Below are 14,125 nucleotides of genomic sequence, written 5' to 3' on the forward strand. Positions count from 1 at the left end.
CGTCATAACAGCCGTTTTTTTAATAACCAAATTCTTGCCGGCTCGGTAAGGATGCCAATACCAAGTTCACCAGTAGTAGCACATACGCCCCGTAGTTAACGTAGATGTTCCCGTTGTCCAGTAGCAACACAATCAGCGGCAACACGACAGTAAAGAGTAGTAGCCACGGCGTGAGCCCCGCATCCCGGTAGCGCCTGATGTGCAGGCTCGCGTACGGTACCGCGAGAATTGCGTAGGTGAAAAACATCACCACAAAAATCACGTCGGCGGCAAAGATGCTCGTCGCACTAATTGCGTTCGTCCGCGTGCGCAACCACAAGCCAAAACCACCCGTGATAATCAGAAGTAGCAACATTGCCCAAGCATAAGCCGCCCGGCCGCTGCGCCCATCAAAATCAACGTATCGACCGAACAACCGCCGCATCGCCTTCACCGGACCCATTGTTTCCGTCATCGCTATGCACCTGCCTTTACTTGCCAAACCCCCATTTCGTTAAACCCATTATACCACCATTAAGTAAGCGCTAACAACTGGTGCCACGCGCGCGTTTGCGGTCAAAAAAACCGCGCAGCTGCAGTTCGCTGCACGGTCCTTGTTTGTCTTAGAATTCTTGATAAGTGGCCGGATCTTGGTTCTTATTGCGCCCATCTGGTTTTGTCAGTGAGTTGATTGCCGCCATTTCGTCTGCGGAAAGCTCAAAATCAAAGACCGCCAAATTGGCCCGCTGCCGACTGACATGCTGCGACTTTGGAATTGGCACAACACCGAGTTGAATTTCCCAGCGCAAAATCACCTGACCCACCTGCTTGCCGTGCTTCCTCGCAATTTCCGCAATCACCGGCTCCTGCAGCACACTGCTTGCCCGGCCCAGAGGACTCCACGCCTGCGTCACAATTCCGTGTTCCGCATCAAAGGCGCGCTCCTTAGCCTGATTGAAGTACGGGTGCAGCTCAATTTGATTGACACTCGGCAACACACCCGTTTCCTTTTCCAGCCGCTCCAAATGCTCCGGCAGGAAGTTGCAGACCCCAATTGAGCGCACCAACCCGAATCTTTGCGCGTCAATCAGTGCCTGCCACGCCTCGACGTACTGGTCCGCCTTAGGGTTGGGCCAGTGCAACAGGTACAGGTCATAATAATCGAGACCGGACCGGAATAATGATTCCTGCAGTGCCGTAATCGCAGCATTGCGTTCATAATAACGACCCGGCAGCTTCGACGTGATTATCAGCTGGTTCCGGGCAACACCGCTGCGGCGAATGCCCGCACCCAGCGCCCCCTCATTCTCGTAGTTGTACGCTGAATCCACCAGCCGGTAGCCAGTTTGAATCGCGCTGGCAATGGCGTTGGCCCCAGATACCCCCTGCAACTTGTACGTGCCAAACCCAATCCGGGGCAGCCGCAGTCCATCACGCAAAATATAATCGTCCATCTTAATCACCTTTCCCGATGCAAAAGGACGCACTAATTCAGTGCGTCCCCTTCATCATAGCTTTTCAATTGCCTCAAGCAGCGCCGCGCCGCGCTTGCCGCGTGCGTCTGCCGTCAAGGTACGCTTGTTGTCGTCATCGTCGTCCTTGTGAAAGTGGAGCGTCACGTCATCTTCGGGCGCACTGAGCCCGAGGAATTCTGGCCACTCAACCACGCTGACCCCGTCACCCTCGAAGTATTCCTCGAGGCCAAGATCGTCCGCGCCCCCATCTTCGAGCCGGTACAAATCCATGTGGTACAACGGAATTCTGCCTTCTGGATATTCGTGAATAATGGTGAAGGTTGGGCTCTTGATGGGCTGGGTAATCCCCAGCGCCGCGCCGAGGCCCTTGGTGAAGCTGGTTTTGCCCGCACCAAGGTCACCATCAAGCAGGAGCACATCCCCCGGTTCAACCACGGTCGCAACTTGTGCGGCGAACTGCTGCATTTCACTTTCGCCCGCGAAGGTCCACGTCTTAGTCATTGCGCGCCGCCAATACTTGCATCGCAGTCACCAGGGCAGTCTGGTAAACATCCTCGGTGGAAGCGCCACGGGACAGGTCAGATACCGGCTGGTTCAGGCCCTGCAGAATTGGGCCGACCGCGGTGAAGCCACCGAGCCGCTGCGCAATCTTGTAGCCAATGTTCCCGGACTGGAGTTCAGGGAACACGAACACCGTTGCGTGACCCGCAACATCTGAGCCTGGAGCCTTCTGTGCACCGACGCTCGGCACAAAGGCCGCATCAAACTGCAACTCACCATCAATCGGCAGATCAGGCGCGAGCTTCTTGGCCTTTTCAGTTGCTTCCTGCACCTTGGTCACCATTGGGCCAGACGCTGAGCCCTTGGTCGAGAAGCTGAGCAGGGCCACACGTGGGTCAATGCCAAACGCCTTGGCGGTTGCGGCAGACTCCACCGCGATTTCGGCTAATTCGTCCGCACTGGGGTCGATGTTGATGGCGGTGTCGGCAAACAGGTAGCGTTCATCGCCGCGCTGCATGATGAATGCACCACTGGTCCGCGAAACACCCGGCTTCGTCTTGATGATCTGCAAGGCTGGCCGCACGGTGTTCGCCGTCGAGTGCACCGCACCCGACACCAGACCGTCAACTTCACCGGTGTACACCATCATCGTGCCGAAGTACGTGGCGTCACGCACCATCTCGCGGGCTTGTTCCGGCGTGGCCTTCCCCTTGCGCCGGTCAACGAACGCCTGGACGAATTTCTCGTGGTCGGCATCTTTTTCTGGGTCGCGGATAGTCAGGTTGCTGATGTCAAAATCATGCTCTTTGGCTACCTGCGCAATCGCCGCAGCGTCACCGAGCACCACCGCACTCAGCACGCCGTTGTTTTGCAACTTAGCCGCAGCACCAAGAATCCGTGGTTCCGTCCCCTCTGGAAAGACGATGGTCACGCCCTGACCCCGGACGCTTTGTTCCAAACTCGCAAATAAATCCATAATCCTACCTCCTGCGGTGCTTCCACCACCAACTGTTTGCGTGCGTCATGTTGCACACGTTAGTTTTATTGTATCAATATCGTAAGCTCAACCCAATCGTTAAGCGAGCACAAATCTAAACTTTTTCTAAACTCAATCGACCTGGTCGACCGTTGCCGGCAACTGCCAGTCAATGGGTTTAGCCCCCATCTCTTCAAGTGCCGCGTTCGTCTTGGAAAATGGCTTGCTGCCGAAAAAGCCCCGGTACGCCGACAGCGGACTTGGGTGGGCTGAGGCAATCACGTAATTACTGCGTTCGTCAATGAATCGCCGCTTGTCCTGTGCCGAGCGTCCCCACAGAATGAAGACACAACCGCCGCGCGCCGACAACGCCTTAATTGCGGCATCGGTGACCTCTTCCCAGCCGCGCCCACGGTGGGAGTTCGCCGCCCCGCGCCGCACGGTGAGCACCGCATTGAGCAACAATACGCCCTGCGTGGCCCAACTCTTCAGGTAACCGTGGTTGACCGGCGCAATGCCGAGGTCACTTTGCAGCTCCTTGTAAATGTTCGCCAGTGACGGCGGAATCTGAACACCCGGTGCAACCGCAAAACTCGCCCCAACCGCCTGATTTGGTTCGTGGTACGGATCTTGACCCAGAATTACCACCTTGGTGTCCCGAAAGCTCGTCCACTCAAACGCCTGGAAAATATGGTGCATTTCCGGATAAATCGTCTGGTGAGCATATTCATCCGCCAGAAACATATGTAGCTGTGCGTACGTTTTACCAGCAAAAACCGGCGCCAAGATGTCCTGCCAGTCGTTGTGAATCAGTGTCTTCATGAGTCCACCTCCACGCCTATTTTACAACAGCGAGTAGGACGCGAAAAGGCAATCCCTAATCTAACCGGGATTGCCTTTTGAATTGACAGGTTTTCTGACTGCTCACCACAAACACGGGCACAACCAGCTTATTGGGCCTTGTAGTGCAAAATATCACCGGGCTGGCAATCCAGGACCGCACAGATTCTTTCCAGCGTCGAAAACCTGACCGCCTTGGCCTTGCCCGTCTTGAGGATGGACAGGTTGGCAACAGTAATGCCAACTTCCGCAGCCAGTTGCGTGAGGGTCATGTTCCGCTTGACGAGCCACTCGTCTAAACTAATTTCAATCATCGCACCCTCCTAGATTGTCAAATCGGTCTCTTCCTTGTAGTCGAGCGCGGCCGCCCAGAGCCGCTGCAGCACGTCAAGGAAGACAGCCATCACAATCGGGACGGCGATGATGCACAGCCCGATGAACATCAGGCCAGGCGCGTCCTCCTGCTGCACAAGCACGTACAGGTACGGCAACCAACAGAGGGTGCCCACAGCCATCACCGCAACGCACCACTTAATCGTGGCCAGCAGTTTTACCGACCGCCGGCTGAACGCGTCGCTCCGGTCAATGACCAAAAGTAGCCGTTCCGCCTGCCAGGCAGCGGCCAAAAAGCCAAGAATGACGAGGTAAAGCCCCCCAATCAGCATGAGGCCGACAAAGCCCAGTGACTTGGGCGCATCACTCATCACGGCGATGGCAATTTGGGGCGCTGGAATAATCGCAATTGCAACCGCCATCAGGAACATCACACCAATCGTAATTTTCAAAAACCAAGTGCCTATCTTCATCTTCGCGTTCCTCCGCGTCCATTTAATAAAAACATCATAGCACAATTTTTATCGATAAACGATATGAAATGGTAAAGGTTGCCAAAAAGCAGCGTTTTCACAAATCCTTTGGAACATGCTAAAATGAAGTTAACGCTTTGACACGAACGACGCACAGGTCAGGGTTGGGTAACGCGGGCGACAATTTGCTCACCGGTACGCAACCATGGAGGATTTGGATGATTAAGTTAATTGCATCAGACATGGACGGCACGCTGCTCAACGACAAGATGCAGGTCTCCGACGAAAATGCAGCCGCAATTCGCCAGGCCGGTGAAAACAACATTGAATTCATCGTTGCCACCGGGCGCGGACTAACTGAAGCCAAACCCCTGCTGGCCGACCAGCACCTACACCCAGCTTACATCACGCTGAATGGCGCCATGGTTTACGATGAAGACGGCAAGCTGGTCGTGTCCATCCCCCTGGAAGACAAGATGACCGAGTACTCCATGCAGCTGCTGGACGACCGCGGTCTGTATTACGAACTGGTCACCGACCACGGCATCTACTCCAACAGCCGGGTCCGCCGGATTCAGAACGTGGCCGATTTGCTGGTTAACCTAAACCCAGACACCAACTACAAGCTGGCCGTGGCCCTCGCCTCCGCCCGCCTGGAAATCATGAACATCAATTACGTGGACAACTACGAAAGCATTATGGCGGATCCCGATGTGCACGTCATGAAAATTATCGCCTTCAACACCGCCGACCCAGAAACCCTGGTGGAACCGAAGAACATTCTGATTAAGACTGGCAAGTTGATGGTCACGAGCTCCTCGAAGAACAACATCGAAATCAACAACGTTAAGGCGCAAAAAGGCATTGCGCTGGCGAAGTACGTTGCACAGAAGGGCTTTGGCATGGACAGCGTCATGGCCATTGGTGACAACTTCAACGATGAGTCGATGATTCGCGACGCCAAATACAGTGTGGCCATGGGGAACGCGGTGCCCGAAATCAAGGACCTCGCGTGGTTCGTCACCGCCACCAACACCAATCACGGGGTGGCCCTGGCAATCATGAAGGCGATGGAAGAAAACCGCCTGGAACAGAGCAAATCCCAGACCGAATTCGTTAACTAAGATTTTTCAATCCGGTAACGCCCACCAGTGGCAGCACGAATGCGCGCTCGTGGTCGTTACCGAAATCAGGCATTATCAATCGAGCCCACCCGGTATTAATGTGCCAATCAACACATTTTGCTATGCGTGATGGCTCCTAGTGAGGTGGCAATATTGGAACTTTTTTTTGAAACTGAAACGTTGCATGCTGGCCGCTTTACGTCCGTTCGTGATGGCGACAATCGGGGACGGTTTGTGCTCCGCCAGAAATATGGCACCCACGGATCATTCCAGTTGCTGAACACGGACAACCACATTCTGGGCAGCGTCAATCCCGCGCAGAAAAATCGCTACGAAATCAACATTAACGGCCAGGGCCGCGGGACCCTCATCCGCATGGTGGGCGAGACCCACCCCCTGTACATGCTCCGGGGCGCCAACTGGCTGGTTAGCGGCAACATGACCGCCAACCACTACCGCGCCTACCGCGGGTTCGAAGCGGTCTTTGCCAGTGACACGCTTGCTAGCGGCCTGACCATGCGGCTCTGGTGCAACACCAAGGAAGCCGCGCCAGCGAGTTTGCTGACAATCGCCGTCTTGGACCAGATTCGCCAGGGCACCATCATGAAGCAGCAGCCGCTTAGTTTTTCATACTAGACAGCTTCTTAGCGTGCACGAATAACGCAAACAGGACGAAACCACAACGGTTTCGCCCTGTTTTTTTGGCTTGAAATTACCCTATTCGACGGAGACAAGCTGCACGGCACTAACACCCTTCAGTGCGTGTAAGTCCGCAATCAGTGCATCTAGGGTGCTCGGCATACCACTAATATCAAGTGACATCACGACGCTGGCCCAGTTGTGGATGGGAATGTTCTGGTTGATTGTCAGGATGCTGGCGTCAGCGAGCGACACCCGGTTGAGCACCTCTGACAGCACACCCCGTTCATGGTGCAACATCAGCGAAACAACCGCCTTCCGGTTCGAAAGTTCCTGCGTTGGCCGGAATACGACGTCCTTGTACTTGTAGTACGTCCCCCGGCTGATGCCAACACGCTTAACGGCCTCACTTACCTGGTGGACTTCACCGTTTTCGAGCAATGACCGTGCTTCAATGACCTTCTCCACCACGTCGGGCAGAATCGAACGGTCGACGATGTAATACTTATCCACAACTATCCCTCATTCTATGTTTATTCGTATCTTTGTCTATCAGTCACAGAAGTTGTTCATTCTGCTTATACATTTGTAATCATACCGGTAAACATCAGCGAGTTCAAGAACTTAATCACAGCTGTTCACGAATTGTGGACATTTTTTATAGGGTCCTGCTCATAACGCGGCAAGGCACTCCATCTTCCTTGTACACCGGTGACACCGCGTGGTAGCCCAGCCCAGCGTAAAAGGGAATCGCCGTCACCTCGGCGTGAATTGCGATGTCGTGAATGTGCAGGTCCTGCGCCTGCCGTTCGAGCGCCCGAATGATCTGCGTGCCCAAATGCTGACCACGGTAGTCGGCCTGCGTGGCGATGCGCGTCAGCCGGGCCGAACCATCGTCTTCCCGCAAGAAGCGCCCAGTTGCGACCGGCGTTTTGCCATCGAAAATCACGGCGTACGTAACGCCGGGCACGTCATTGGCGTCGAACTCATCATCGATGGCAATCCCGCGCTCAAGCACGAAGACCTGCATGCGCACATAGATGCTGGCCGCGCGCAGTGCCGGTTCTGAACCAATTCGCAAATCAAACATGGGCCGCCTCCAAATCCTTGCGCATGTGCCGGTACTCGTGGGCGAAAATCCGCACGCGGCCATCCTCGGCAAAGCCAAGACGCGAATACAGCGCCTGGGCCTTGGGGTTGACCAGATCACAGCACAGGCCGACGTAACGCTGACCTGCAGCTTGCTGACGCGCACAAGCCGCCTCGAGCAGCTGGGTACCAATTCCTTGGTGCTGCGCGGACTCCTTAACGGCGAGCAGGTCTAGGTACCACTCAACGGGGAAACTTTCGTGGTCGGGGAATAACTCGCGACCGTCAGTGATCCCAACTTGGGGCAAGAACGGCGCAAAGGCATCGTCAATGTGGTCCTCTTCTTCGGCGGGATAACCCACGCAGACCCCCAGAATTTGCCCATCTTCCTCCGCCACAATCGTGTGGGCATAGCTATACCGAAAGGCGGCAACCTTGAACGCCTCGGCGAACACCGCATTCACGGCGGCAACGTCCATTCGCATAATTTCGGGAATTTCCATTTCGTCAAAAACAATCTTAATGAGTGGTGCTGCCTGCACCCCGTCCTCGGGTTTTGCCGGACGAATCTTAACCATCTGTGTAATACTCCTTATCTGACTGTGCAAAAAAACGCGGGTCTGCATCTGCCACCCACGCCTTCCTGTTTATCTTTCCTTCATCGCGCGTGCAATTTCCCGGTCCTGATCGCGCCGCTTTAAGGTCTCACGCTTGTCGTAATTGTGTTTCCCAACAGCGATGCCAATCAGTACCTTCGCGTACCCATGTTTCAGGTAAACCTTGAGGGGCACGAGTGTGTTGCCCTGACCGGCAGTAGCCGCGTCCAGTTTCCGGATTTCCTTCTTGTGGAGGAGCAACTTGCGATTGCGCATTGCGTCCACGTTGAACTGATTACCTTCTTTGTACGGGCTGATGTGCACGTTTTCCAGCCACACTTCCCCATCACGAATGCGGGCAAAGCCGTCCTTCAGGTTCATCTTCCCGGCACGGACGGATTTAATCTCCGTCCCCGTCAGTGCGATTCCGGCCTCATACGTATCGGTAATGGTGTAATCGTGGCGGGCTTTTTTGTTTTGCGCGACTAAGTTATCGGGTTTTGGTTTTTGCTTTTTGGCCATTTTCCAGCACCCCTTTCACTTAACGTTTACTTGCGCTTGTTCTTGAACTGATTGTTGCGGGGGCCGTGACTGGCATTGCCGCGGCTGGCGGAATTACCCTTCGCGCCCCACTTGTTCGCTAGTGCATCAAGTGAGTTGTTCCGGTTATTCCGACCACCGCCTTGACCATTCCGGTTTCCACCGTTGCGCCGGTCATTGCCGTTGCCACCATGCGGGCCGCCATTCCGGTTACCGCCGCGTGGACCACCAAAGCTCTTCTTCACTGGTGCATCCTGCAACAGGTCACTAGTGTCGAAGTCGGCCTTAGGGGTGCTTTCATCAGGCACCAGCTTGAAGTCGATGTTCCGCTGCTCAACGTCCACGTTTTCAAGGTGAACCCGCACGGCCTGGCCAATCCGGTACATCTTGTGCGTCCGGCCACCAACGAGCGCCATCTGCTTTTCCACGAACTGGTAGTAGTCATCGTCCATGGTGGAAATGTGCACAAGCCCTTCAACCGTGTTCGGCAGTTCGATAAACATCCCGAAGCTGAGGACAGAGCTGACAACGGCATCGAAGTCTTCGCCAATCTTGTCCTGCATGTATTCGGCCTTCTTCAGGTCGTCAACAGCACGTTCGGCGTCGACACTGCGCCGTTCAGCGGCACTGGTTGCCACCGCGATGTCGGGCAGGGCGTTACGCCACTTTTCCTTCACTTCTTCGGTCTCGCCCTTGTCGCCGTATTCGCGAATCATGCGGTGGGCAACAAGGTCTGGGTACCGACGAATTGGTGAGGTGAAGTGACTGTAGTAGGTTGCCGCCAGACCAAAGTGACCCAGTGGATCTGGTGAGTAGCGGGCCTGCTTCAGACTCCGCAGCAACTTAACGTTCACCATGGCCTCTTCCGGCTTGCCGGTGACGTCAGTAACAACCTGCTGCAGCATCCGTGGCGTAACGTCCCCGTTCTTCCCGGGCTGAACGTGAATGCCAAAGGTGGATAGGAACTCAATGAATTCCTTAATCCGGTCGTCATCAGGCGTTTCGTGGACACGGTACAGGAACGGAACGTGATCGTCGTAGTAATGCTTAGCAACCGTTTCGTTAGCCGCGAGCATCATGCTTTCAATCATCTTTTCGGAAGTACCACGTTCGCGGAGCACGATGTCCGTTGGGTGGCCGTCTTCGTCCACGATAATCTTGGCTTCGTTTTCTTCGAAGTCAATCGCCCCGCGCGCATGCCGCATCTTGTACATCACTTCATGCAGCTTGGCCATTTCCTGCAGCATTGGCAGCAAATCTTTGTGTTCGCCCAGCGCGTCAGCATCGCCTTCAAGCGCCTTGTTCACGTTATTGTACGTGAGGCGGCCGTGGGAGCGAATGACTGACTGGAAAATTTCGTGGTTTACCACGTGGCCATCATGGTCGATTTCCATTTCACAGGACATCGCTAACCGGTCAACGTCTGGGTTCAAGGAGCAAATTCCGTTTGAGAGGCGGAATGGCAGCATTGGAATAACCCGGTCGGTCAGGTAGGTTGATGTGCCGCGTTCGTACGCTTCATCATCAAGTGGGGTCCCGGGCACAACGTAGTAAGAAACATCCGCGATGTGAACCCCAAGGCGCCAGTTCCCGTTCGGCAGCTTGGTGAGCCCAACAGCATCATCGAAGTCCTTCGAGTCATCGCCATCAATGGTCACAACCACTTCATCGGTGATGTCCCGGCGGTTAACGCGGTCAGCTTCGGTCACGTGATCTGGAATCTCGTTCGCCTGGGTCAGCACTTCTTCAGGGAATTCAGACTTGATGTGGTTTTGGTACACGATGGACATAACGTCCACACCAGGGTCGTTCTTGTTCCCAAGGTCCTGCTTAATAACCCCTTCCATGGTGTCAGGGTGTTCGCGGTCTGGGTAGCGGGTAATCTCGGTCAGCACCATGTCACCCATCTGGGGCATTAATCCCCGGTCCTTGACGTAGATGCTGTACTTGCTTATCTTCTTTTCGTGGCTGGTAACTGTACCCATGTAGCCGGTGCGAATTGCTTCACTATCCGTCAGGGGTGCGTATTCACCGACCAACTGGTTGTATTTGTGTTCCGTGATGTGGACAACTTCAGCATCCCCACCGCGAGTGTCACCAGGGCGCGCCGCGTGCAGCACCCGAATATCAACCGTGTCCCCGTCAACCGCGTTGTGCGTGTTAGGCGGAGCAATGAAGAAGTCCGGGTCGTTTGAATCAGGAATCGCAACAAAGCCGAACCCCTTATCGTTGCCGCGGAAGGTCCCGGAAATCAGGTCCGCTTCACCCGCGCCAAAAGCGTAGAGGTCGGCGTCATCCTTGTGCAGGAAGTTATCCTTTTCCAGTTGTGCCAGTGCTTCCGCAAGCACTTTGACATCCCCATCTTCAACGTGGAGTGCCTTAATTAACGTTTTAGTCGCGTAACTTACTTTCGGGTTACGCTTAAATAATGCGAGTAATTCATTTCGCATGTGACCGACTGTGGTCATTCGAGTACCTCTTTCTGTACGGCAAAGCCGCAGATTTTTCTATTTTAGATTTAACTTTTATAATTGCACCCGGTTCAGGAAGGCAATCATGTCTGCCTCCAGCTGCGGGTGCACTGGATCAACTGTGAGAATATGGTCGGCGTTCGGGTACCAGTGAAAATCAGTGTCCGCGTTCACCAGGTTGGCCCGCGTTTGCCGGGCGGTCTCCGGATCAATCACCGAATCCTTGCCCCCCTGCGCGATGAACACGGGCTTCACGATATCTGCAGCATCCCGCATAACCCCGTGCGCGAGGTGCCGAATCGCCGCCCGCTGATCATCGATTGCACCTGCCATTGCCGCCTTGTCGGCCTTCACCCCGGTAAAATGCTGCACGTAATCAAAGTAGCCGTGCACCGTGCGGGTGAAATACGGGGACCCCTGCCAGATTGGCGCGGCCATGACGCCGCCAGCGACCACCGCATCAAGTTCGGCAACCGCGCGCAGGGCAAGGACACCGCCCAGTGACAGCCCAAAAACGGCAACCCGTGGGTATTCGCGGTGCATTCTGGTGACCGCGGCCTGCGTATCGACCCACCAATCATCGGGATTGCCGCCAAGAAGCGGGCCGTAAGCCGTGCGGTCGTGATGTCCGCGCAACACGGGCACGTACACGCCGTATCCGGCCGCATTCAGCGCCGGCGCAAGGAACTTCATGTCGCGGCTGCTGCCAGTATATGAGTGGAGCAGGACCACACCAAGGCGCGTATGGTCCCCGTCGTATTCAACTGCATGTGGGATACGAATCATCAATTGACCTCCTTAATCATACACTAAGCATAACGTTTTTGCGCGCAAATAGCGGTCTTTGCAAAAGAACGGTCCAATACCCAGGCTCGGGTACAGGACCGTTCTAACGTATTGGCTCAAAGGCGAAACGCACTGGGCCCACTATCTACCGCTTAGTGGGAAGACACGTATGCAAGGACGAGGGCGAGGACAAAGAAGATAACACCGAGTACGACGGTGACCTTCTCCATAAATGCCTCAAAACCACGGGACTTGGTCTTGCCGAAGAGGTCAGTTGCCCCACCGGACAGAGCACTCAGAGCATCTTGTTGCTTACTTGGCTGCATCAGGACGGCAATCACGATTAGAATTGAGTCCGCAACCAGCAGGTTTGTCATTAATGACTGCACAATTAATTCCTCCAATTGAATACGCGGAGGCGTGTACCCTGCTCCGCACAAAAAAATACTACTACAAGACTACCACAGCCGGTTAAGCAACACAATCGCAAAGATTTGGATTGCTCATCAAAACTACTCCGGCGACTCGGCTACCCGACTGATGACGCGCCGAACCTCCTGCTGGTGCCGCTCGTCGGTCATGATGATGAGGGTGTCCCCCGCACGCAGGACGGTATCCCCGTGCGGAATGCGCCGGTCATCACCCCGCCTGATTTCGACCAGCAAGCTATCTGTTGGCCACTTGAAATCACGCACCTGGGCCGAGTCCAACGTGGCCCCGGCAAAAATCGGTAATTCAAAGCGCACGGGCTGGTGCAACCGGCCCAGCTGATTGGGCAGTACGAGCCGGCTGAGGAGCGCTTCATAGATTGGTGCCCCGCCCAGCAAGTCGGTGACCGTAAAGGCGGTCAGTGACAGTAGCGCCAGGGGCAACAGGTTATGAATCGAGCCCACCATTTCCGTGATGAGCAAAATCGCCGTGAACGGAGCCTTCCCAATCCCAGCAAAATAGCCGGCCATCGCGAAGATAATTAGGTTCATCATGTACATTCGCGGCAGCAGACCCAAGTTGGCCATGAAGACCGCGTACACGGCACCTATCACTGCCCCTAGCGTCAAAATCGGCAGGAAAATCCCCCCGGGCAGACCGGAGCCGTACGAAACCATCGAGAACACAAAGCGAATAACAAACATGATGATTAGCGGCCAGAGTAACGGAATTTTTGCCCCGAAGCTCAAAATCACGCTGTTCCCCCCACCGAGTAAATCGGGGTACATCAGCCCGAGCGGAATGACCAGCAGCAGTGGAATGAGGCCCTGCATCGGCCGCGGAATCTTGGTTAACGCGTATACGTGCGGCATGGCCAAAGTGCACTTGCTGTAGAGCATCCCGAGTAGCCCCAGTAAAATTCCGAGCAGAATCAGGTGCCAGTACAGCCGCACGGGCATCGTGTGCAGGTAAACGAGGTGCAGAACCGGCGTCAGGCCAAAAAAGTTCAGCGAAACCATGTCCGCGGCCACCGCGCTGGCCAGACTCGTCATCCAGACGAGCGGGCTGAAGTTGTGGTAAACTTCCTCGAGCACAAACATGGTCCCAGCCATCGGAGCGTTAAACGCGGCCGACAACCCCGCCGCGGCCCCTGACGCAATCATCACGCGCCGATCCGACCCGGTCTTGTGATTCACATCGGCAAACCCCTGGCCAACCGCCGACCCGAGCTGAATCGATGGTCCCTCACGCCCAAGGAACAAGCCACTGCCAATACCGAGAACGCCGGCGACAAATTTGCGCCAAAGAATTGCCCACCAGTTGAAGTCCAGGTCCCCGTGCAGTTGCCCCTCAATCTGGGGAATACCGGAGCCGCTAATGTTCGGCTGCTGGTGAACAAGGAGCGCGATGAACAGGCCAATTATGATACTGGCCAAAATAAATCCGCCAATAATCAGCGGACTGGGATGTATGTACAGATATTTAACGAAATCAAGCATTCGCTCAATCAGCAGGCGAAACAAGGCCACCACAAAGCCGGCGACCGCCCCAATGATTAACCCAATGATGATAAACCGAAAGCGAGTTTTATCGCGCGTCTTCACAACCAAAGAAACCTCCAAGATAAAGAATCTACTACTTAGTATAGCATCGTTTATGCGGTTTTATTATGGCTGACCGCGTGGCGTGCGGAAAATACGCACATGTGCATTCAAATTCGTCATACAAAAATACCCGCCACCGGTTTCTCGGTGACGGGTATTTTCACATCATTTATCTGCTAAGCAGCTAAATTAGAAGTTGAACTTCTAACTAATACAATAGGTAGAGACCCGTCACGACTGCGTTTATGGAATTGTTCGCACACCGTGACA

The 14,125-nt window shown here is 54.8% G+C and carries 17 protein-coding genes; 2 read left to right on the forward strand and 15 right to left on the reverse strand.

Annotated features, from left to right (window positions below):
• Positions 1-19: 19 nt before the first annotated feature.
• The 7 genes from EKN00_RS05510 to EKN00_RS05540 all read right to left on the reverse strand — a co-directional run bounded on the left by EKN00_RS05510 (position 20) and on the right by EKN00_RS05540 (position 4,577).
• Positions 20-454 (reverse strand): DUF805 domain-containing protein, encoded by a 435-nt coding sequence (locus EKN00_RS05510; protein ID WP_127849150.1) that lies wholly within the window; start codon positions 452-454, stop codon positions 20-22.
• Between the two features lie 148 nt (positions 455-602).
• Positions 603-1,433 carry an aldo/keto reductase gene (locus tag EKN00_RS05515; RefSeq protein ID WP_127849151.1) on the reverse strand — a complete coding sequence of 277 codons (831 nt, stop codon included), beginning with the start codon at positions 1,431-1,433 and terminating at the stop codon, positions 603-605.
• Between the two features lie 54 nt (positions 1,434-1,487).
• Positions 1,488-1,955, reverse strand: a complete 468-nt coding sequence (gene tsaE / locus EKN00_RS05520) for a tRNA (adenosine(37)-N6)-threonylcarbamoyltransferase complex ATPase subunit type 1 TsaE (protein WP_127849152.1) — start codon at positions 1,953-1,955, stop codon at positions 1,488-1,490.
• Positions 1,948-2,931: a phosphate acetyltransferase gene (gene pta / locus EKN00_RS05525; RefSeq protein ID WP_127849153.1), complete on the reverse strand. Its 984-nt coding sequence runs from the start codon at positions 2,929-2,931 to the stop codon at positions 1,948-1,950. The genes tsaE and pta overlap by 8 nt, the downstream gene beginning before the upstream one ends.
• 132 nt (positions 2,932-3,063) lie before the next feature.
• Entirely contained in the window at positions 3,064-3,753 is a 690-nt protein-coding gene (locus EKN00_RS05530; RefSeq protein WP_127849154.1) for a uracil-DNA glycosylase, read from the reverse strand.
• Between the two features lie 128 nt (positions 3,754-3,881).
• Positions 3,882-4,085, reverse strand: a complete 204-nt coding sequence (locus EKN00_RS05535) for a helix-turn-helix domain-containing protein (RefSeq protein ID WP_127849155.1) — start codon at positions 4,083-4,085, stop codon at positions 3,882-3,884.
• A gap of 9 nt (positions 4,086-4,094) precedes the next feature.
• The gene (locus EKN00_RS05540; protein WP_127849156.1) at positions 4,095-4,577 is read right to left on the reverse strand and encodes a DUF2975 domain-containing protein; all 483 of its coding nucleotides are present in this window, start codon (positions 4,575-4,577) and stop codon (positions 4,095-4,097) included.
• 218 nt (positions 4,578-4,795) lie between these two features.
• Here EKN00_RS05540 and EKN00_RS05545 point away from each other — a divergent pair, with 218 nt between their 5' ends.
• Positions 4,796-5,701, forward strand: coding sequence for a Cof-type HAD-IIB family hydrolase (locus EKN00_RS05545; protein WP_127849157.1), 906 nt, complete (start codon positions 4,796-4,798; stop codon positions 5,699-5,701).
• Between the two features lie 153 nt (positions 5,702-5,854).
• Positions 5,855-6,337 carry an LURP-one-related/scramblase family protein gene (locus EKN00_RS05550; protein ID WP_127849158.1) on the forward strand — a complete coding sequence of 161 codons (483 nt, stop codon included), beginning with the start codon at positions 5,855-5,857 and terminating at the stop codon, positions 6,335-6,337.
• 81 nt (positions 6,338-6,418) lie between these two features.
• Here EKN00_RS05550 and EKN00_RS05555 read toward each other — a convergent pair whose 3' ends face one another.
• The 8 genes from EKN00_RS05555 to EKN00_RS05590 form a co-directional block, all read right to left on the reverse strand.
• Positions 6,419-6,853: an ACT domain-containing protein gene (locus EKN00_RS05555; RefSeq protein ID WP_127849159.1), complete on the reverse strand. Its 435-nt coding sequence runs from the start codon at positions 6,851-6,853 to the stop codon at positions 6,419-6,421.
• Between the two features lie 145 nt (positions 6,854-6,998).
• Positions 6,999-7,430 (reverse strand): GNAT family N-acetyltransferase, encoded by a 432-nt coding sequence (locus tag EKN00_RS05560; RefSeq protein WP_127849160.1) that lies wholly within the window; start codon positions 7,428-7,430, stop codon positions 6,999-7,001.
• On the reverse strand, positions 7,423-8,007 hold the full coding sequence (locus EKN00_RS05565) for a GNAT family N-acetyltransferase (protein ID WP_164848038.1): 585 nt from the start codon (positions 8,005-8,007) through the stop codon (positions 7,423-7,425). Before EKN00_RS05565 ends, EKN00_RS05560 begins: the two co-directional genes overlap by 8 nt.
• Positions 8,008-8,076: 69 nt before the next feature.
• Positions 8,077-8,547 (reverse strand): SsrA-binding protein SmpB, encoded by a 471-nt coding sequence (gene smpB, locus EKN00_RS05570; protein WP_127849162.1) that lies wholly within the window; start codon positions 8,545-8,547, stop codon positions 8,077-8,079.
• A 26-nt stretch (positions 8,548-8,573) separates the two neighbouring features.
• Positions 8,574-11,033, reverse strand: coding sequence for a ribonuclease R (gene rnr / locus EKN00_RS05575; protein ID WP_127849163.1), 2,460 nt, complete (start codon positions 11,031-11,033; stop codon positions 8,574-8,576).
• A 57-nt stretch (positions 11,034-11,090) separates the two neighbouring features.
• Positions 11,091-11,822, reverse strand: a complete 732-nt coding sequence (locus EKN00_RS05580) for an alpha/beta hydrolase (RefSeq protein ID WP_127849164.1) — start codon at positions 11,820-11,822, stop codon at positions 11,091-11,093.
• Between the two features lie 152 nt (positions 11,823-11,974).
• Positions 11,975-12,211, reverse strand: coding sequence for a preprotein translocase subunit SecG (gene secG / locus EKN00_RS05585; protein ID WP_127849165.1), 237 nt, complete (start codon positions 12,209-12,211; stop codon positions 11,975-11,977).
• 123 nt (positions 12,212-12,334) lie between these two features.
• Complete coding sequence (locus tag EKN00_RS05590; protein ID WP_127849166.1) at positions 12,335-13,873, reverse strand: ClC family H(+)/Cl(-) exchange transporter; 1,539 nt, start codon at positions 13,871-13,873, stop codon at positions 12,335-12,337.
• Positions 13,874-14,125 lie beyond the last annotated feature (252 nt).

Origin of the sequence: Lacticaseibacillus hulanensis, assembly GCF_004010095.1 — a bacterium.
In the GTDB taxonomy this organism is placed as follows: Bacteria; Bacillota; Bacilli; order Lactobacillales; family Lactobacillaceae; genus Lacticaseibacillus; species Lacticaseibacillus hulanensis.

Bases quoted from the DNA above. Each gene is read 5' to 3' on its own strand.
- EKN00_RS05545 (WP_127849157.1), top strand. From the start codon at position 4,796: ATGATTAAGTTAATTGCATCAGACATGGACGGCACGCTGCTCAACGAC.
- smpB (WP_127849162.1), bottom strand. From the start codon at position 8,547: ATGGCCAAAAAGCAAAAACCAAAACCCGATAACTTAGTCGCGCAAAAC.
- EKN00_RS05565 (WP_164848038.1), bottom strand. From the start codon at position 8,007: ATGGTTAAGATTCGTCCGGCAAAACCCGAGGACGGGGTGCAGGCAGCA.
- EKN00_RS05535 (WP_127849155.1), bottom strand. From the start codon at position 4,085: ATGATTGAAATTAGTTTAGACGAGTGGCTCGTCAAGCGGAACATGACC.
- tsaE (WP_127849152.1), bottom strand. From the start codon at position 1,955: ATGACTAAGACGTGGACCTTCGCGGGCGAAAGTGAAATGCAGCAGTTC.
- EKN00_RS05530 (WP_127849154.1), bottom strand. From the start codon at position 3,753: ATGAAGACACTGATTCACAACGACTGGCAGGACATCTTGGCGCCGGTT.
- EKN00_RS05560 (WP_127849160.1), bottom strand. From the start codon at position 7,430: ATGTTTGATTTGCGAATTGGTTCAGAACCGGCACTGCGCGCGGCCAGC.
- EKN00_RS05515 (WP_127849151.1), bottom strand. From the start codon at position 1,433: ATGGACGATTATATTTTGCGTGATGGACTGCGGCTGCCCCGGATTGGG.
- pta (WP_127849153.1), bottom strand. From the start codon at position 2,931: ATGGATTTATTTGCGAGTTTGGAACAAAGCGTCCGGGGTCAGGGCGTG.
- EKN00_RS05580 (WP_127849164.1), bottom strand. From the start codon at position 11,822: ATGATTCGTATCCCACATGCAGTTGAATACGACGGGGACCATACGCGC.
- rnr (WP_127849163.1), bottom strand. From the start codon at position 11,033: ATGACCACAGTCGGTCACATGCGAAATGAATTACTCGCATTATTTAAG.
- EKN00_RS05510 (WP_127849150.1), bottom strand. From the start codon at position 454: ATGACGGAAACAATGGGTCCGGTGAAGGCGATGCGGCGGTTGTTCGGT.
- EKN00_RS05540 (WP_127849156.1), bottom strand. From the start codon at position 4,577: ATGAAGATAGGCACTTGGTTTTTGAAAATTACGATTGGTGTGATGTTC.